This is a genomic window from Streptomyces sp. NPDC004788, assembly GCF_053601115.1.
This window is the reverse complement of the sequence record NZ_JBSGBF010000063.1, coordinates 1-19,035: the sequence shown is the minus strand read 5'-3', so window position 1 is coordinate 19,035 and position 19,035 is coordinate 1. Positions and strand designations below refer to the sequence as shown.

The window sequence follows — 19,035 nt, the reverse complement described above, 5'->3', positions numbered from 1 at the left end:
CCTCCACCGGAGGGTGGTTTTTCCGCGCGCGACGGGACGGGGCGTGCGGGCGCACGCTAGTGTTCTGGCTATCCATCGGGAAGGTACTGCTTCCTCGTTGGTCAGGCCCTCGCACTGGGATCGCTAGTCCCGGCGGGGGCCGACTTGTGTCTGGGGCATGTGCTGCCTGTGTGCGCTGAGCGTAGATCAACCAACCTGCCCTCCCGCCAGTCCCGTTGGCATATTTCACCCGAGGGAGTGATCACCCCGCAGCGGGCGGGAAAGGGTGGGTTTGGTGGGGGTCATTTCACCTGTCGTCCTTGGTAGTTGGGACCACCCGAACCACCGAAGCCCAAGCGGTTGAGCTTCGGTGGGAAGGGCGACTGCCCGGAGCTTGTCCACTGTTGTCCGGACTGGCGCGGCGGTGTCGGCGGGTCGAGGGTTCGCGGTGCACAGCGACGGAGGTGGGAAGCGCCGGCACGGCCTCTGACGACGTCGCTCAGCGCGGGCGTGCCAATGACGGTCGACCTCCGGGAGGGCCTTCGCGTGATCCAAGGGACCTTGGCCGCAGGCTGAACCTCCCCATTCGCAACGCTCCGCAGTGCCTCAAGGGCAGAGGGGAGGTCGCGGGGTGCCGAGTCGTTCGAGACTGCGACACGACCCGGCCAGATTGACGTGCTCGTCAATGGTGGTGGGCGCAATAGGCGGAGATGTGGCTGACGTAAGCCGCGTCCGCTACCGCGCGCAATCGGACCACGTCCGCGTGGATTTCCAGCGTCACCCCGTCGGCGCCATCGAGGGTGATGTCGACAACCGGATCGGTTGCGAAGCCGTCCAGCAATACATCTCGCAGCCCTCCCATAACGAACGTCACCTGCACGGTGTTGTATCCCTGCGCAGCCCATTTGGCCGGCGGATTTTCCGGATACGCGCTGAGATCGAACCGCAAGCTCAAAGACGGTCCTTCGCGGCTGATCTCTACGGCGTGCAGCCGGACCGAGGTGAGCGTAGGAGGGTGCCCCTTGTAGATGTGGTCGAGGCCGCCCGCATCCGCGAGCAGAGAAATCCAGGTCATCGCAGTCACCTGTCAGTACTCGTAGTGGAGCGCTGTGCCCGGCACATGCCCGTTGCGCGGGTCCTCAAAGGGTCGCACGTTGAGGTGTGGACCTTGATCCCCCACCCCGCCTTCGTCGTAGTAGTGGCCGAAGGAGTGGTCCTGGATGATGACGCGACTGCCGTCCTCCCGCTTGAAGAGGTACTCGCGTGTGATCACCGGACGGTGATCGTCCGTCATGATCTGCTGGCCGTTGCGCGTGGTCATGGGGACCTTGCGTATCTCGTATGGCTGCTGGGACATAGGCAGCCCCAGGTCTCGTTTGGCCTCCCTGAATGCGGCGCTCCGGCTTGGCAGACGTTTGTGAGTCGGCTGCTCGCACGGCGTCAGCCCCAGCGGGTCGCTCCACGTGTGCGGGTTGTGGACGTACGTCGCCGGGTTCGGGGCCGGGGCGAGGCCCAGGGGGTCCTGGGAGAGGTAGCGGCCCGGTTCGGGGTCGTAGTAGCGGAAGTAGTTGTAGTGGAGGCCTGATTCCGGGTCGTAGTACTGGCCGGGGAAGCGGAGGGGGGTGTAGGCCGTCGCGTCGCGGGTCCAGGTGGTGGTGCCCCAGAGCGTGGTGCGGGCGCGCCAGGCGAGGGCGCCGGACTCGTCGACGAGTTCCGTCGGGGTGCCGATCAGGTCCGTGATGATGGCGAAGAAGCGGGTCTCGTCGGTGTCGCGGCGGTGTTCCGTCTGGGCGAGGGGGCGCAGGCCCGCGTGGTCCCAGGTCAGGGTGAGGGTATCGGTGGACTGCTCGCAGAGGGTGGTGCCGTCCCAGGTGAAGTGGACGGTCTCCGTGGGGGAGTGTTTGGCGACGCGGCGGCCCAGAGGGTCGTAGACGTAGCGCCATTCCGTGCCGTCGGGGGTGGTGACGGAGGTCAGCCGGTCTTCCGCGTCCCACGTGTAGCGCCAGGTGTCCGGCTTCCGGGAGAGGCGGGTCTTCTGGCGAAGGACGACGCGGCCCTGCGCGTCGTGTTCGTAGCGGACCGTGCCCGCGTGGGTGATGCGGGTGCCCGAGTAGGCGCGCGGGCCCGCCGCCTCGGTGCCCGGGCCGGGCCAGGACGCGTCGGTCTGGTTGCCGGCCTCGTCGTAGGCGTACCGCTCGGTCCACCGGTCGGCAGACACCCGCGTCACGCGGCCCGCCGCGTCGAGGTCGAAGCGGCGCGGGCCGGCCAGCTGGTCGTCGATGCCGACGAGGCCGCCGTCGGGGCGGTAGTGGTACGCCCGGTGCTGGAGGCGGCCGCCCCGGCCCCTCACCTCGTGCGACGTCAGCCTCCCCACCCCGTCGAAGGTGGTGGTGAGGTGCGCGAAGTCGCCTACGGTCCGGGACACTTCGCGGCCCAGCTCGTCGTGCGTGAACGTCAACGACCGACCCGACGTCGTCAGGTCCGACCGCCTGCCCGTAGCGTCGTACGACCACGCGCTGACCGCACCGCCCGGCGTCCTCCGGCCGGTCCGCCGCCCCGCCGCGTCGTAAGTGAAGGAGATCGTGCGGCCGTTGACCGTCTCCGAGATCAGGCGCCCGTGCCGGTTCCGCAGGCGCGTCAGCGTGACATCCGGGCCCGCCGCCAACGCCAGCTCGTCGAAGATGTCGTACTCGTACGTCGTGACCGCGCCGTCCGTGTCCTTACGGACGACCTGGCCGAGAGCGTTCCGGTCGAAGGTGACCGTCTGGCCGAGCGCGTTCGTACGGGAGGCCAGCCGGCCCGCCGGATCGTACGCGTAAGACAGCGTCCGCCCGTCGAAGTCCGTCTCCGCGACCGTGCGGCCCGCTTCGTCGTATGCGTAACTCCAGGACAAGCCCTGTGGGTTGCTGACCTGCGTCAGCTGGAGCGCCGCGTCGTGGGTGAAGGTGTGGCGCGTGCCGTCCGGGTCGGTGCGGGAGGCGAGGACGTCGAAATCGCCGTAGGTGAAGGTGGTGGTCCCGCCGACGGCGTCCGTGTGGGTCAGGCAGTTGCCCTCGCCGTCGTACGTCCAGCATTCGGCGGACCCGTCCGGGGCGACCCGGCGGGCCAGACGGCCCTCGGGCGTCCATTCCAGCCTCGTCCGCGCGCCCGTCGCGTCCGTGATGCCGACCGTACGGCCGAAGACGTCGCGCTCGTACGTCGTCGTCGCACCCAGCGGGTCCGTGACCGAGACCGGAAGGCCCGTCGCGTCCGTACGGAACCGGGTGACGGCGCCCAGCGGGTCCGTCACGGCCACCAGCCGGCCACGGTCGTCGTACGTGAACTCGGTCCGCGCGCCCGAAGGGTCCGTCACCGAGGTGCGGTTGCCGCGTTCGTCGTACGTCTGCCGGATCCTGGTCCCGTCCGCGCGCGTTACCTTCACCGGCAGGCCGAGCCCGTCGTACTCCGCCGACATGGTCCGGCCGTCGGGGCGGGTCACGGAGGCGAGCCGTCCCTCCTCGTCGTACGCGAAGAGGGTGGTGTGCCCGAGCGGGTCGGTACGGGACAGGACCCGGCCCCGGCCGTCGTGCGTGAACCGGGTGACCGCCCCGTCCGGGCCGGTCTCCGCCGTGATCCGGGCCCGCTCGTCCACCTCGAAGCGGGTCGAACGGCCGAGGGCGTCCGTGTACGTGGTCTCGCCGTTGCCGGATTCACCGATGTTCCACGTGAAACGTCCGGCCATCACGCCGTCCCGGCCCGACTGCCAGACGCAGCGGTCGCGCTCGTCGTACTCGTAGTCGTAGCGATAGCCGTTGGTGTCGGTCCACGACGTCATCCGGCCGTGCTCGTCGTAGCCGAAGAGCGTGGGCAGGCCGGTGGAGTCCGCGACGGAGGTCAGATGGCCGTCCGCGTCGTAGCCGTAGCGCCGGACCTCCTGGTCGCCCAGGTGCAGCGCGGTCACACGTGGTCCGTCGGTGGTCAGGCGGAGCCGGTAGCCGCCGTGGTGGACGACCTCCGTGGGCGCGCCCTCCGCGTCGTACCCGAAGCTGATCCAGTTGCCGTTGCGGTCGTCGAGCTGGACCAGCGTCGCTTCGTCCCCCTCGCCGACAACAGCGAAATGGCGGACGACGCCGGTCTCCGGGGCCGTGACGGTGTACGTGTCGCCCGACGCGTCCCGGTCAAGGGTCCAGCGGCGCGTGCCGTGCGTCGGCAGCACCGGCACCCCCGGCGCCGGGTGCGGGAAGGCGAGGATGCTGCCGTCCTCGCAGAGCAGGACGACGCCCTCCGCGTCGATCTCCAGGCGCTGGTCGAGCGTGCTCGCCCAGGTGGGGCCGAACCAGCGGCCCGTGCGGCGGGAGGATTCGTAGTGCCGGGTGAACAGCAGGGGCAGAGCTCCCGGGAGTGCGAGATCCGTCTGGGGCAGGACCACCCGGCCGGTGGCCATGTCGACCGGGTCGCCTTCGCACTTCAGATCCTTGCGCGGCTGGCCGGCGGCTTCCGGGTTTTTCGCGTGCTCCGCCGACGCCGTGCCCTTCCCGCCCGGCTTCAGCTCCTCCAGCCGTTCCGCCTGCTTCAGGCGGCTCAGCGACTTCAGCCCGCCCAGGCCCTTCGTCCCGATCAGCTCCGGCAGCAGTCGGCCGAAGAACTCGCTCGGGTCGCTCTTCAACGCCTCCCACGAGTTCTTCAGCGCCCGGTCCGGGTGCGCCGCCGTCGACGCGATCCCGGCCAGCGTCATGCTGACGTTCTCGTAGTAGGCGGCCGGGTGCGTGATGTTGTACGAGTCCAGGGGGTTGACCGACCGGACGAAGTTGGCGAGGCCGACGACGCCCTTCACCGCGCCGCCCGTGACGTGCAGCAGCTCCGTGCCCTGGCCCACGGCGTAGTCCATGGCGTCGATGCGGAGCCGGTCCGCGGCCGACGGCTCGGCCGGGGCGTGGGCGAGGGCGGCGGAGATCGCGCCCTTCGCCCGTTCGGCGGCCTCGTCGCGCTGGCGGCGGGCATCCGCGAGGATCTCGCGGGCGCGGGCGCGCTGGGCCTCGCCGGGGTCGGTGAACTCGCCGGGCTTCGGCAACGGGTTCTCGCCGGTACGGGCCGCGTTGTAGGCGTCGACCTTCTTGTTGTACGCGTCGACGGCCGCCCTGGAGGTGGCCTCGCCCTGCTGGTGGAGCTCGATCGCCTCGCGCGCCTTGCCCTGCGCCCAGGTCACCGTGTGCGCGTACGTCTCCAGGGCGCCGGCCGCGGCGCCGAAGGCGTCCGCCGCGCGCAGCCAGTCCGGCGGCAGCGCCCGGAACTTCTCCTGGAAGGCCCGCGCGGCCTCGCCCTTCCAGCGGTCGGTCGCCTCCAGGCCCTTGAGGCCGTTGCCAACGCTGTCGAAGGCGGACTGGAAGTCGCGGAGGTTGGTCACCGCGGCCGTGATGTCGCCGGTCTTGCCGTGGACGAGCTCGTCCGGCTCGTCGGTCTGGCCGAGCTGTGCCTCGCCGACCTCCGCGCCGAGCCACGACGCCGCCCCGTCACCCCAGTCCTCGACCTTGTCCGCCCAGCCGTCGGCGCCCACCTGCTCCAGGCCCCAGCCGACCGCGTCGGTCGCCTTGTCGACGCCCTCGCCGACCTTCCGCTTGCCCCAGTCGATGCCGTCGCCGACGATGTCGGCGCCCTTGTCGAACAGCTCCCCCCAGCCGGCCACGGCTCAGCGATCCCCCCAGTTCGGTTCCTGCGCCCGGCGGACCGCTTCTTCCGTGGGCTCCAGCTGCTCACGCATCCGCGCGTCCACCCGCTCGCGTGCCCCGGGGTCCATCAGTCCCGCGTTCCGCGCGGAGTCCATGACCCCGTCCCCGACGTCGTACGTGGTGTCCCGCCAGGTCTGCTCGACCCGGCCCTGGGCGTCGCGGAACGACTCCGGGCTCCAGTCGGCCCCGTCGTACGGCGACTGGTCGCGGATCTCGGCCCAGCTCTTCTCCTTGACCTCGTCCTCGGAGAGGTGCGGGTTGCCGTTGACCGCGTTCGTGACGATCTTGAACGTGCCCTTGATGTACTCCTCCTGCTCGGCGAACGCCCCGGCGGTCAGCCCAAGCGACGCCGCGAAGACGTTCGCCTTCTGCATGAGGTCCCGCACGCCCCAGCCCCACCGGTCGCAGAACGTCTCGAACTGCTCGGCAAGGCCCTGGTGCCCCAGCTGAACGCCGGTCAGCGCGAGCCGCTCGAAACCGCGGCCGGTGATCGCCTGCTGCCCGACCGACAGGTCCTTCAGCTCGCCGTGCGCCTTGTCGATGCCCTGGGCGATCAGCTTCAGCGCCTCGCCGGACGCCTTCAGATCCGGATCCGTCATCGGGCCACCGCCGCCTCCGGCACGACACCCTCGACCGGCGGGAACAGCATCCCGTCCTCGCTCCCCGCGTCCAGAGCCACGCCTGCCGGGACGCCCGCCTCCGCCAGCCTCGGCACGAGGACGTCGAGCAACCGGGCGCCGAGGATCGTCCGGTACTCCCACTCGCGGGCCGCGTCCTGCTGTGCGTACGCGAAGCGGGCCAGCGCCGACTCGTTCGAGAACGCGCAGATCCAGCGCACCCCGCCCTGCTCGGCCGTCCACGGGCTCCCGTACGGATCGATGGGAACCAGCACCGCCGTACGCCGGAATTCACCGAGCAGCGCCGCGAACTCGCTCCGTGTCACGAACCCTCCCCTTCGCACGCCTGCGCGATCTTCACACGCCGTACTTCCCGACTGCAATCGCCTTGGCTGAAACTGTTCGACGGGTACGTCAGTTCAGCGGGCGCCGGGTCTCCTCGCGGACCTTGAGGGCGGTCCGGGCGGCAGCCGTCAGGTCGATCGAGTCGGGGTCCAGGCCGGCCGTGCGGCTGGTCGTCTCGACGACGGAGGCGTTGGTGTTGTCGTCCGCCCAGGCGCACATGGGGTAGGTCGCGCGGCCGCCGCCGGACTGCTCGGTGGAGAGGACCTGGCAGGTCACGGTGGTGTCCGCGCCCGGCGGAGTGACGTCCTTCGGGGGGACTCGGACCGTGGTGCCGGCCGCCTCGTGGGCGCCCTTGAGCATCTTCTCCCTGGCCAGGTCCGGGTCCTTGATGCGGCCGTACAGCCCGGAGACGATCAGGACGCCGGCGCCGTTCTCGCCGGCGGTCGTGTACTGGCCCAGCACGCCCTTCGGATCCTCGATGACGGCCTCGCTCGCGCCCGCGAGCTCGGCGGTGGTCTGCTCGGAGCGGTCGTCGGTGAGGGTGTACCGGCCGTCGAGCAGGGTCTTCGGCAGGACGAGCCGATGCGTCGCGGCCGGGGCGGCGGAGCCGGACCGCGAGCCGGAGCCCGCGGTGTCGCGGAGCCCGCCGTTGCCGATCCAGGAGAGCAGCCCGACTCCGACGATGGACGCGGCGACGATCCCCAGGGTCAGACCGGTCCGGTGCTTCTTCTGCGGGGGCGGATAGGGGTACGCGTACGGGTACGGGGCCTGGTGCGGGTACGGGTTCGGGGCCTGGTTGGGGTGCGGATTCGGATTCGGATTCGGGTACGGCGGATGCGCGGGGGCGGGGCCGGGGCCGTACGCGGGGTGCGGAGGGGGCTGCGGGCCCGGGGGCGGCTGCGGAATCGACATGGGGCGCACCGTAGGGCGGGCGTGAGGCGGAGCGGCGGGGTTCGGCCACCCGGGGCCGGCGGCCTCCGGCACGGCGAAGGCCGCCGTCCCTGCGTGGGGCGGCAGCCTTCGTACGAATACGCGCTGCGGCGTCAGTCCTTCTTCGGGTCCTCCAGGCGCGGGAAGAGGACCGCGCCCTTCGTCACCGTCGCGCCGGCCGGGAGCTTGCCCCACGTGGCCGCGTCCTGGACCGGCTGGGCGGCGAGGGCGCCCAGGGACGCCTCGGCGCCGAGGGAGTCCCAGAGCTTCTGGGAGGTCTCGGGCATGATCGGGTTGAGCAGGACGGCGACGGCGCGGAGGGACTCCGCGGCCGTGTAGAGGATCGTCGCCAGGCGGGCGCGGCCCTCCTCGGACTCGTCCTTCGCGACCTTCCAGGGCTCCTGCTCGGTGATGTAGCCGTTGACCTGCTTCACGAAGTCGAAGATCGCCAGGATGCCGCCCTGGAAGTCCAGCTCCTCGCCGATCTTCTCGTCCGCGACGGCCACGGCCTTCGCCAGGCCCTCCTGGATCGCCTTCTCCGCGTCGCCGTCGGCCGTCGAGGCCGGCAGCTCGCCGCCGAAGTACTTGCCGACCATCGCCGCCACGCGCGAGGCGAGGTTGCCGTAGTCGTTGGCCAGCTCGGAGGTGTAGCGGGCGGAGAAGTCCTCCCACGAGAACGAGCCGTCGCTGCCGAACGCGATCGCGCGCAGGAAGTACCAGCGGTACGCGTCCACGCCGAAGTGCGAGGTCAGGTCCTGCGGCTTGATGCCGGTCAGGTTCGACTTCGACATCTTCTCGCCGCCGACCATCAGCCAGCCGTTGGCCGCCACCCGGCCCGGGACCGGCAGGCCCTGCGCCATCAGCATCGCCGGCCAGATCACCGCGTGGAAGCGCAGGATGTCCTTGCCGACCAGGTGGGTGTTGGCCGGGAAGGTCTCCTCGAACTTCGCCGGGTTCTCGTTGTAGCCGACCGCCGTCGCGTAGTTCAGGAGCGCGTCGACCCACACGTAGATGACGTGCTTGTCGTCCCACGGGATCGGGATGCCCCAGTCGAAGGTCGAGCGGGAGATCGACAGGTCCTGCAGGCCCTGCTTGACGAAGTTCACGACCTCGTTGCGAGCCGACTCGGGCTGGATGAAGCCCGGGTTCGCCTCGTAGAACTCGAGCAGCTTCGGGCCGTACTCGGACAGCTTGAAGAAGTAGTTCTCCTCCTTGAGGATCTCCACCGGCTTCTTGTGGATCGGGCACAGCTTCGTGCCGTCCTCGGCCTCGATGAGATCGCCCGGGAGCTTGTACTCCTCGCAGCCCACGCAGTACGGGCCCTCGTAGCCGCCCTTGTAGATCTCGCCCTTGTCGTACAGGTCCTGCACGAACTCCTGCACGCGGTCGGTGTGACGCTTCTGCGTGGTGCGGATGAAGTCGTCGTTCGCGATGTTCAGGTGCTCCCAGAGGGGCTTCCACGCCTCCTCGACGAGCTTGTCGCACCACTCCTGGGGCGTGACGTTGTTCGCCTCCGCGGTGCGCATGATCTTCTGACCGTGCTCGTCCGTGCCGGTGAGGTACCACACCTTCTCACCGCGCTGGCGGTGCCAGCGGGTGAGCACGTCGCCTGCGACGGTCGTGTAGGCGTGGCCCAGGTGAGGAGCGTCGTTGACGTAGTAGATGGGGGTCGTGACGTAGAACGCCTTCGAGCCCTGCTTCTCGGATCCAGTGGCCGCCATGGTGCGAATTTTAACGGCCGGGGCGAGTCCCTCTCACACGGATAAACCCGGGGCGGGGCCGAGGGGCGCTCCCCTCGGCCCCGCCCCGGGTCCGGATGATCAGTGCTGGTCAGCGTTGCTGAGGCTGATCAGGGTGGTCAGCGCCGCTCAGAGAGACCAGTCGGCGAGCACGGCGCCGTAGAACGCGGCGTGCGGGGTCTCGACCGGCGTCGGGCCGGCGAAGTGCACAGCCGTACGGGGGGTGGCGAGCTTACGGAGGTAGTCGAACGCCTTCGTCTCCTCCTCGCCCCACACCGTGAACCGCCAGTGCGTCGCGTACGGCCGGTCCGCCGCCTCCGTCAGCGCCTGCGTCGCGGCCGTCTTCGACTCCGGCGCGCCGTCCGTCTGGAACACGACGAGCGCCGGGCGGCCCGGGTCCTCGCTCTTCTCGTGGAGGGCGAGGACCTCCTCGATCGCGCGGTCGTAGTTGGTGCGGCCCATCCGGGGCAGCGTCGCGTTGATCTCCTCGATGCGGGTGGGGGTGAGGTCCGCGGGGCGGAGGACGGCGGTGCCGTCGATCTCCGTCGAGAAGAACACGGTGGTGACGGCGGCGTCCTCGTCGAGGTGCGCGGCGAGCGCCACGGTCTGCTCGGCCAGGCGCTGGACCGACCCGTCCTTGAAGTACGCCCGCATCGACCCGGACCGGTCCACCACGAGGTAGACGGCGGCACGCGCCCCGCTCAGCCCCTGCTTCTTGAGAACCGCGCCGGCGGCCTTGTAGGCGTCGACGAGGTGGGGCGCGACGGCCTTGACGCGGGCGAGGGAGAGCGCGGGGGCGGGGGCGTCGGCCGGGGTCTCGGTTTCCGGCTGCGCCGGGGCGATGGGCTCGGCGTCCGGCTGGGCGGGGGCCTCGGCGATGGGCTGGGCCTCCGGCTGGGCGGGGGTGGCGGCCGGCTCGGCGGCTGCCGCGACGAGGGCTTCCGCCTGCGGCTGCGGCTCCGCGGGCTCCTCCGACGCGGGGGCGTCGGCGGCTGCCTCGACGTCGTCGGCGGCCGGCGGCTCCTCAGCGGGCGCGTCCTCGGACGCGGCGGTGTCCGCCGCGGTGACGGGCTCGGCCTCCGCCTCTGCCTCCGCCTCTGCCGTGGTCTCCGCGGCGTCGGGGGCCCCGGACGCCGTGGCCGCCTGCGACGCGGCGGGCTCCTCGGACACAGCGGCGTCCGCGGCGGTCTCGTCGCTCGATGCGGCGACGGGCTCGGCCTCCGGCTCCGCCGTGGCCTCGGCCGCGGCCGGCGTCTCGTCATCGGACTCGGCGGGGTCCACGGCGGCCTGGACGGCTGCCTCGGCCGCTGCCTCCGGGGCGTCCGCCGTCGGCTCGGCAACGGGGGCCTCCCCGTCAGCGGCGGCGGCCGGGTCGGCGGCAGTCTCGGCGACGGCTTCCGTCTCCGCCACGTCCGCAGTCGCCGCCTCGTCCGCGTCCGACTCGACGACCGTCGGCTCCGCGCTCGCCTCGGCGTCGGCGCCGGCGGCGGCCTCGGCCTCGTCCGTGGCCTCGGCCGTCGGCGCTGCCTCCGCCTCGACAGCCGCGTCCGACTCGGCGACGTCCGCAGTCGGCTGCGTACCAGCCGGCTCCGGCTCCGGCTCCGTGTCGGTTTCCGTCACCGACGCCTCTGCCTCGGCGTCGGCCTCGGCCACGACGGTGGCCTCGGCTTCCTCCGGCTCCGCCTTGGCGTCGGACGCCGTCTCAGCCACACCCTCAGCTTCAGCTTCAGTCGTGACGGTCGCCTCCGCCTCAGCCGTGACCGTGGTCTCCGCCGGCTCCGTCGCCTCGGCCACTTCCGCCTCAGCCGACTCCGGCCCCGCCTCCGACTCCGCCCGCCGTGCCTGCGGGATCTGCGGGTTGTCGAACGCCGCCGCCACCAGGTCCTCGGCCGCGCGCTCGGCCGCCGACTGGGACGGCAGCGCCGGCTCCGCGGCCGCGGTCGTGGTCCCAGCCGCAGCCGCAGCCGCCACCTCCACGGGCTCCGCCTCCGCCTCCGCCTCCGGCGTCGCCGGCGCGGTGCCCTGGGCCGGAACCGAGGCGGTTGCGGTCGGGGGTTCGAGGGTGGTCGCGGTCGTCGTGCGGTCGCGGCCGAAAACCTTGCGCAGCAAGCTCCGGATACCCATGGGCGAACCCCTTCGCATGAGTTGGGTTGGGTTGGGTGCGGTATGTGTCCTTCATCCCTGGCCAGGGCGGACACGTAAGGTTAGCGGCCGCCCTCTCCGGCCCCTACGACCCGGGCGGCCCCAGTCGCCCAGTGTTCATCAGCCCGCCCCCGGGCCAACTCCCTGGCCGGTTCCGGGCCCCACCCCCAGGCCCTCCCGGAAGCGTACGAACTGCTCGGCCGGCTCCCCCGTATACACCCACGGCACCCACGCCGCCCGGGCCCCGAGCAGGCCGAGCAGTTCCCGGGCGATCTCCACCTGGCCCGCGTAACAGGCCGCGTGTGCCAGGTAGTTGAGTTCGGCGACCTCCTCCGGGGCGACCGGCGCACCGGGGCCGCGGCCGCCGATCCAGCGGGCGTGGGTCCTGCGCAGCTCGGTGACCGCCAGCTCGTGCTTCCAGTGCTGGTCGAAGCCGCGGACGGGACCGCGGCCGAGGGCGCCGTCGACGATGTAGCGGTACTCCTCGACGCGGGCGATCTGGACGAGGACGGGGAGCGGGGAGCCGGGCGGGGCGACGCCGGCGGCGTCGCGGGCGAAGTCGTACATGGCGCCGTGGGTGCCGTGCCAGCGGGCCGACCAGTAGCGCAGCACCTGGGTGTGGCCCTCGAGGTTGTACGGGTCGCGGCGGCGCAGTTCGTCGAACCAGCGGCGCAGTTCGCGGCGCGGCACCCCGCCCTCGTACAGCCGGGCGACGGAGAGCAGCGACACCCAGGGCATGGGGTCGGGCGGCGCGGCCTCGGCGGCCGCGAGGCAGGTGTCGACGGCGGCGTCGATGCGGCCGCGGTCGACGGTGGCGCCGCGGCCCGCGGCGATGGCGGTGTCGAAGACGCGGACGACCTCGGTGGCGGCGCGCAGTACGGCGGCGTCCGGGTTGCCCGCCTCGGCGGCCCGCCAGGTCTCGACGGTGGAGCTGCCGGCGGCGGCGTGGGAGAGCAGGCGGAGCCGGTGGGTGCGGCGCGCCCAGTCGTCGCCGGTGGCGGCCAGCAGGTCGCGCACGCCCTGCCAGCGCCCGATGACCATGTCGTGCCGGGCCTCGGTGAGCGCCCGGTCGCCGAAGTCCGGGTCGAAGTCCGGTACGAACCCCCGGCCCTGCCGGGCCGAGCGGCGGCGCAGAGCGGCCATCCCGGTACCCCCTCTCGAACGAAGACCGACGGACGGAGAGACAGACAGACAGACAGATAGATAGATAGACGGACGGATGGATGGAGAGAACAACAGGCCGGCGGACAGGTCTACGGGCCGATCGTCGGCCTGTCCGTCAGAAGTCGGTGGCGAGTGACTCGTCCGCGCGGCGGGCGCGCGGCGAGTGCGGAGACGTGAACGCCTCGGCGGCGGCGAGCGCGGCGCCCGCGTCGAGCCGGGCCGGACGGTAGAAGGCGCTGCCCTTCCGCCGGTACACGAGCAGCGGTACGACTCCGGCGACCAGCCCGCCCAGTCCGATGACGAGCGCGCTCACGGAGAGTTCGCTCAGCGACTCGACGAACGCCCACATCATGAACGCGGAGCCGAGCAGCGGCCACAGCCCGCCCAGGACGAAGTCCTTCACGGACGCGAGCAGCAGCTTCTTGTACGCGAGGACGGCGGCGATGCCGGCGAGCGCGTAGTAGAACGCGATCTGGAGGCCGATCGCCTTCACCGCGTCGCCGAGCACCTCCTGCACCGAGTCGGCGGCGGCCGAGGCGGCGAAGAGGACGAGCGCGGCGGCGCCGACGGTGAGCACGGCGACCCACGGCGTGTTCCAGCGGCGGTGTACGAGGCCGAGCGCGGACGGCAGGGTGCGGTCGCGGCCCATCGCGAAGAGCGTGCGGGTGACCTGGATGAGGGTGGTCTCCAGGGTGGCGACGGTCGACAGGAGCACGGCGAGGATCAGCATCTTGCCGCCGACACCGGGCCAGATCTCCTCGCCGAGGACGGCGAGCACGTTCGCGCCGCCCTTCTCGATCTGCTCGGAGGTCAGCAGCACGTTGACGGCGACGGTGAACGCCACGAAGAGGACGAAGACCGTGCCCACGCCGACCAGCGCGGAGAGCCCCGCCGTGCGGCGGCTGTCCCGCGTCTCCTCGCTGAGGTTGCTGGTGACGTCCCAGCCCCAGTAGTAGAACGCGGCGATCAGCGCACCCGACGCGAAGCCGGAGGCGCCGCCGAAGTGGCCGAGGCCGAACCACGACCAGTCGAAGGCGGTGGCGTGCCCGTGGTGGGCCAGCGCGCCGAGGATGAAGACGATCAGGATCGCCGTCTCGACGCCGGAGAGCACCAGCTGCGCCCGTACGGTCAGCCGCGCGCCGCCGAGGACGACGAGCAGCATCATCAGGAACCAGCCGGCGCCGACGGCGGTCGAGAGCGCCGTGTTGTCGGCGTGCCGCGGCGCGAGGAGGGAGAGCGTGAGGGTGCCGGCCGGCAGCGAGCCCGCGACCATGAAGACGGTCGCGGCGAACACCAGCGCCCAGCCGGACAGGAAGCCGAGGCACGGGTGGAGGGTGCGGCCCACCCAGGAGTACGCGGCGCCCGCGTTGACGTCGAGCCTGCCGAGGCGCGCGTACGCGAGGACGATCCCGAGCATCGGTATCGCGCAGTAGAGCAGCGAGGCGGGTCCGGCGAGGCCGACCGCGCCGAAGAGCACGGCGGTCGTCGCGGCGAGCGAGTACGCGGGGGCGCTGCCGGCCACGGCCATCGTGATGGTGTCGAACGTGCCGAGGGCGTTGGGCTGGAGACCTCTGCCGGGGCCTCTGCCGGGACCTTTGCCGGTGCCTCTGCTGGTGTCTCTGCCGGTGTCTCTGCCGGGACCTTTGCCGGTGCCTTTGCCGGACGGTGTGCGCATGCGGTGAGTCCTCGGGGCGCGTGGGGGGAGGGGGGAGAGAGGGGGGAGGGGGGAACGCAGGGTGAAGTGACCGTGCCACGGGGACGTTTGGGGGGAGGCTTGTGGCTGGAAAGGGTCGTGGATCACGGTGAATTCGAGCGCATCGTAGTCGTACCTGTGAGTTTCGGTAACGGCAGTGGGAGGGTTCGGTTCCGCAACCGCCGGTAACCGCTTCCGTACGCCCCTTTGGTCGCGTTTATTTACCGGGCGGGCCTATTCGCGCGCGCCCGGGGTCGCGATGGCGCGAGCCGCCCGTACCTCCTGGCGCAGCGGTTCGAGCGCCCCGTCCTCGTCTCCGCCGAGGTCCGCCCGTACCTCCTCCAGGACATCGCTGGACCGCAGTCCGTCCGCCAGCTCCCGCAACTGCCGTTCCACGGCGGCGACCTCGGCCGGGTCGGGCGCGGGCGCGCCGTGGTCGACACGGATCCGGGCGGCGGTCGTCGCGTCCACGATCCGCTCCACGGCGATGGCCAGCGGCCACCAGGCGGCGGCCAGGTCACCGGCCGGCGGCGGCTCGGTCAGCGCGCGCTGGAACTCCGAGCGCACGGCCGACATGTCCCGGTACAGCTTGCGGCGGGCCCGGTGCCGGGCCGCGGTGTCGCCCTGGTCCCTGGCCCTGTTCCTTTCCGCGTCCCTGGCCCTGTTCCTGTCCGTGGCCGTGGCCCCGTCCGCCTCCCTGTCCCCGTCCCTGTCCCCGTCCCTGTCCGCGTCCATGAACGCCAGGCGCACGTACGAGGCCGTGTCCTCGACCGCGTCCGCGAGCCGGTCGGCGACCCGGGTGTGCCAGGACTCCGGCCACAGCAGATAGCCGGCGACGAGCGCGATGCCGCAGCCGATGAGCGAGTCGTAGAGGCGGGGCAGGACGAGGTGGAAGCCCTGGCGGTTGAGGAGGTCGGAGAGGAGCAGGATGACCGGGGTGATGGCCGCCGTCTGGAAGGCGTACCCCTTCGCCGAGAACGCCGGGATCAGCGCCGCGAGCACCATCATCACCGGCACGTCCCACCACCCGCGCGGCACCGCCGCGAGCACCGGCGCGGCGATCAGCAGCCCGCCGGCCGTGCCGAGCGCGCGCAGCACCGCCCGCGAGAACACCGAGCCGAAGTCGGGCTTCATGACGAAGGTGACGGTGAGCGCGACCCAGTACGAGCGGGGTACGGCGATCAGCGAGACGAGCGCCTGCGCGAGCCCGATGCACAGGGCGAGCCGCAGGCCGTAGCGCCACGACGCCCCGGACAGCAGCACCCCGCGCGCGGCGCGCCGCACCCGTACCCGCAGTGCGGCGGGGCGGCCGAGCCGGTCGTCCACGTTGTACGGGCGCGGCTCGGCCTGGTGCACGACGGTGGCGGCGTGCCGTACGGCGGCGTCCACGGCCTTCTCGGAGGGGCGGCGGGCCTCGGGCAGGTCCAGGGGCGGCGCGTGCTTGCGCGGTTTCGCGGCCTCGACGGCGTCGGCCAGCGCCCGTACCGCCGCCGGGATCGCCGGCGCCAGCGGGCGGTGGAAGCGGCGGGCCGCGAAGTGGGCGGCGGGCGCGGCCTCCAGGATCGGGATGACGGCGTTGAGCTGGGAGAGCAGCCGTACGAGAGTGGGCGCGCGGCCGTGCTGGCGGGCGCGGCGGGCGAGCACGAGGTCGTACGACTGGTTCAGCGAGGCCGTCACCGCCTGCCGCTTCTCGTCGTACGTCTCGCTGCCGGCCGCCTCCAGGAGCTCGGCGATCGCCCGGTACGTGCCGGCCACCGCCGCCCGCTCCGGCTGCCCGCCGCGGAACGGCCAGCCGAGGAGCGTGAGCACGAGGACGACGACACCGCCGAGGGCGAGCAGCAGCGGCGCCTTCCACCAGGGCTCGGGGAGGGGCAGGCCGGCGCCGACGACCGCGTTGAGGAGCAGGAGGAGACCGGACACGGAGGCGACCGCGCCGATCGACGAGATCATCCCGGACACGAGGGCGACGAGCGTGAGCGCGGCGACCGCGGCCCAGCCCTCGCCATGCACGAGGGTGCCGAGGGTGACGCCGAGCGCGCCGAACAGCTGCGGTACGGCGATGTTGAAGACCCGCATGCGGTAGGCGTCGGCCGTGTCGCCGATGACGCCGGACAGGGCGCCCATCGACACGAGCGCGCCGTAGGCGGTGTGCCCAGTGGCCATCCCGACGGCGAGCGGCGCGGCGAGCGCGACGGCGGCGCGGAGGACGGCGGCCCACGGCACGGGGGTGGGCTGCGGGCGGAGGCCGGCGGTGAGCCAGGCGGGTGGCGCGAGCCGTGCGGTCGTTGCGGTCCGGGCGGTCCGGTTGGCCCGTGCGGTTCGGCCGGTCCGTGCGGTTCGGCCGGTCCGTGCGGTCCGGTTGGCCCGTGCGGTCCGGGCGGTTTTCCCCATGTGCCCAACTTACGAGCCCGGCCGAGCGGGATCAGCTGCGGTAGCCCTCCACCTCGCTCGGCGGGCGGACGGCCGCAGTGTCCGGGTCCTCGCCGAACTCGGCCTTGGCGCGGCGCTGGCGCAGCAGGTCCCAGCACTGGTCGAGCCGGACCTCCAGCTCGGCGAGGCGGGACCGCTCCTCGTCGAGGAGGCCGCCCGTGCGCTGCCGCAGGGCGCGCTCCTCCTCGACGAGGGCGCCGATGTTCTGGAGGATCTCGTCGTTGTCCATGCCCTCCAGCGTGGCCGATGGACGCCCGGCGCGCAGTTCGGGAAATCCGTACGGTCGGACGGCCCGTACGGCGCGGGCGGCCCGTACGGCTCGTACGGCGCGGGCGGCTCGTACGGCTCGTACGGCGCGGGCGGCTCGTACGGCTCGTACGGCGCGGGCGGCTCGTACGGCCCGTACGGTGCGGACAGCGCGAACGGTTCCGACGGCTCAGTGCCGGACGGCCTGGACGATCTCCGCCTTGGTGGCGCCGGACAGCGAGCGATTGCTCCGGGCCGTACCGGTCTTGGCCGCCTTGGCGCCGACGTCGTCGATGTTCATGACGACCGCGTCGAGCAGATTGCCGTCCTTGTCGCGGAAGTTGACCCAGATCGTGTAGTCGGCGGTCGAGTCCTTCGGGTTGGTCGCGGTGATCGTGGCGACGGTCCGGTCGCCGTCCGTGGACGTCGGCCCGGCCTTGACGTCGCCCTTCGCGTCGACCCCGTTCTTGATCTGGTTCATCTTCTCCTGCGCGGCGGCGGTGGCGGAGGCGACGATGTTCCCCGCCTTCTCCTTCGTCTGCTCGCAACCGGTGAGGGCGAGGAGACCGAGGACGGCGAGCAGCGCCGCCGCGACCGCCTTGGCCGCCGTGACCGCCGTGACCGCCGCGGCCGTGGTGGCTGCAGTGGGTGTCGTGGCCGCAGTGGGCGCGCGCCTCATACGCCGCCACCTCGCGTCGTCGCCTCTTCGCCGGCGTTTCCGTCTTCGTCATCTGGGCGCTGGCGGCGGACGAGTCGTACGGCGTGCGATGCGGTGTTCTGGTTCATGGGCTCATCGTGGGAGCGATGTGTCCGGTCGCGGACCTTCTGCTGGCCCGTACGGGTGAGGCCCTGTCCGCCCCGCCCTCCTGGCTGATCCACTTGCGGGGCGCGCGGCCCGGGTGTGCCCTGGAGGGTGCAGGACGCCCGGCGCCGGGCGCGCAGCCGGGCGCGGGGCGCAGGCGCGGGAAAGGAGTCTCCGCCATGGCCGCACACGCAGCGGTACGACCCGCCCGGAGGCAGCCCCGGAGGCAGCAGCTGAGCACGCACGGCTGGGGTCTGCCCGTCCTCCTCGGCATCGCGTACGGGTTCTACGCCCCCACCAACGCCCGGCGCGGCGGCGAGCCGAGCTGGGGCCAGTTCTGGCTCGGCCTCATCAGCGGCGTCGTCCTCGCGGTCGCCGTCTACGCGCTCCGCCGCTACGGCCGGGTGCTCCGGCGCGAATTCCGCGCGGCAGCCTGGGGAGCCCTCGCGGGCTGCGCGATCGGCTTCCTCTTCAGCCTCTCCGACCACAGCGTCTTCTCGTCGTCCATGCTCGGTCTGATCGTGGCCGGCTGTACCTTCCTCGCCGCGTTCTACCTCTTCTACACGCACGAGGACGCGAGGGGCCGCCCGGCGCCCTACTGAGCGCCCCTGCCCGTGCCCCAGCCCCAGCTCCTGCCTCTGTCCGTGCCTCAACCCCTGCCCGTGCCCGTGCCCGTGGCGGGGGCGGGGGCGGTCCGCCGCCGGTAGTACGCGACGGCCACCGCCGCGAGCAGCGGCGGCCAGGCGAGCAGGGGCAGATAGCAGCCGTAGAACAGCGCCGACTGGCCCGTGGTCATCGCCATGCCGTCGCCGAGGTCCGCGTACTCGGCGTACGCCGACCAGCCGCCCAGCGCGCACAGCCCCACCGCTCCGGCGAGCGCGGCGCCGGCGGCGGCCCGCGGGTTCACCCGCCGCCCGAGGAACACCTCGCCCCAGCTCCGTACGAGCCCGAGCGTGAGGAACGCGAGCAGCTCGGAGACGACCGTCAGTCCGACGATGTACGCGACCAGCCCGGGCCCCGGATCAGCGAACCGCGACCCGCTCTCGACGACCGGCAGCCCGAACGCCAGGGCGAGCCGCCACAGACCGGCGGGCAGCACGACGAACGGCACGGCATGGGCGGCGAGGGCGGCCCAACGGGGCACGGTGGGCAGGGCGTTCAGCTTCATCGGCATGCCGCAAGCCTCCCGCGCACCCGTCCCCGCGACGTCGCCCCAGAGGCCCGACCCTCTCCGCCGCGCGGC

The 19,035-nt window shown here is 72.3% G+C and carries 13 protein-coding genes and 1 pseudogene; 1 reads left to right on the top strand and 13 read right to left on the bottom strand.

From position 1 onward, the window contains the following. Nucleotides 1-661: 661 nt before the first annotated feature. The 12 genes and pseudogenes from ACWEJX_RS24940 to ACWEJX_RS24885 form a co-directional block, all read right to left on the bottom strand. Complete coding sequence (locus ACWEJX_RS24940) at nucleotides 662-1,054, bottom strand: Imm50 family immunity protein (protein WP_451609628.1); 393 nt, start codon at nucleotides 1,052-1,054, stop codon at nucleotides 662-664. Between the two features lie 12 nt (nucleotides 1,055-1,066). Next, a complete protein-coding gene (locus ACWEJX_RS24935) occupies nucleotides 1,067-5,641 on the bottom strand; it encodes a putative T7SS-secreted protein (RefSeq protein ID WP_451609627.1) in 4,575 nt (1,524 codons plus the stop codon). 3 nt (nucleotides 5,642-5,644) lie between these two features. Then, nucleotides 5,645-6,283 carry a hypothetical protein gene (locus ACWEJX_RS24930; protein WP_451609626.1) on the bottom strand — a complete coding sequence of 213 codons (639 nt, stop codon included), beginning with the start codon at nucleotides 6,281-6,283 and terminating at the stop codon, nucleotides 5,645-5,647. Beyond that, a complete protein-coding gene (locus ACWEJX_RS24925) occupies nucleotides 6,280-6,645 on the bottom strand; it encodes an SseB family protein (protein WP_451609625.1) in 366 nt (121 codons plus the stop codon). The genes ACWEJX_RS24930 and ACWEJX_RS24925 overlap by 4 nt, the downstream gene beginning before the upstream one ends. A 70-nt stretch (nucleotides 6,646-6,715) precedes the next feature. Continuing rightward, nucleotides 6,716-7,558 carry a hypothetical protein gene (locus ACWEJX_RS24920; RefSeq protein WP_451609624.1) on the bottom strand — a complete coding sequence of 281 codons (843 nt, stop codon included), beginning with the start codon at nucleotides 7,556-7,558 and terminating at the stop codon, nucleotides 6,716-6,718. 131 nt (nucleotides 7,559-7,689) lie between these two features. After that, nucleotides 7,690-9,297 carry a methionine--tRNA ligase gene (gene metG, locus ACWEJX_RS24915; RefSeq protein ID WP_451609623.1) on the bottom strand — a complete coding sequence of 536 codons (1,608 nt, stop codon included), beginning with the start codon at nucleotides 9,295-9,297 and terminating at the stop codon, nucleotides 7,690-7,692. Nucleotides 9,298-9,444: 147 nt separating this feature from the next. Further along, nucleotides 9,445-11,439, bottom strand: coding sequence for a VWA domain-containing protein (locus tag ACWEJX_RS24910; protein WP_451609622.1), 1,995 nt, complete (start codon nucleotides 11,437-11,439; stop codon nucleotides 9,445-9,447). Between the two features lie 138 nt (nucleotides 11,440-11,577). Continuing rightward, the gene (locus ACWEJX_RS24905) at nucleotides 11,578-12,600 is read right to left on the bottom strand and encodes a hypothetical protein (protein ID WP_451609621.1); all 1,023 of its coding nucleotides are present in this window, start codon (nucleotides 12,598-12,600) and stop codon (nucleotides 11,578-11,580) included. Nucleotides 12,601-12,736: 136 nt separating this feature from the next. Then, nucleotides 12,737-14,197 (bottom strand): annotated as a pseudogene (locus ACWEJX_RS24900) (APC family permease); the annotation flags it as partial. 351 nt (nucleotides 14,198-14,548) lie between these two features. Then, nucleotides 14,549-16,537 (bottom strand): FUSC family protein, encoded by a 1,989-nt coding sequence (locus ACWEJX_RS24895; protein WP_451609620.1) that lies wholly within the window; start codon nucleotides 16,535-16,537, stop codon nucleotides 14,549-14,551. A 199-nt stretch (nucleotides 16,538-16,736) separates the two neighbouring features. Next, nucleotides 16,737-16,973: a DUF2630 family protein gene (locus ACWEJX_RS24890; RefSeq protein WP_451609619.1), complete on the bottom strand. Its 237-nt coding sequence runs from the start codon at nucleotides 16,971-16,973 to the stop codon at nucleotides 16,737-16,739. Between the two features lie 207 nt (nucleotides 16,974-17,180). Then, the gene (locus tag ACWEJX_RS24885; RefSeq protein ID WP_451609618.1) at nucleotides 17,181-17,669 is read right to left on the bottom strand and encodes a hypothetical protein; all 489 of its coding nucleotides are present in this window, start codon (nucleotides 17,667-17,669) and stop codon (nucleotides 17,181-17,183) included. 302 nt (nucleotides 17,670-17,971) lie between these two features. On the opposite strand from ACWEJX_RS24885, the gene ACWEJX_RS24880 reads away from it, so the two are divergent. Further along, complete coding sequence (locus ACWEJX_RS24880) at nucleotides 17,972-18,394, top strand: hypothetical protein (protein ID WP_451609617.1); 423 nt, start codon at nucleotides 17,972-17,974, stop codon at nucleotides 18,392-18,394. Nucleotides 18,395-18,441: 47 nt separating this feature from the next. Here ACWEJX_RS24880 and ACWEJX_RS24875 read toward each other — a convergent pair whose 3' ends face one another. Beyond that, nucleotides 18,442-18,966 (bottom strand): hypothetical protein, encoded by a 525-nt coding sequence (locus tag ACWEJX_RS24875; protein ID WP_451609616.1) that lies wholly within the window; start codon nucleotides 18,964-18,966, stop codon nucleotides 18,442-18,444. Nucleotides 18,967-19,035: the final 69 nt, after the last annotated feature.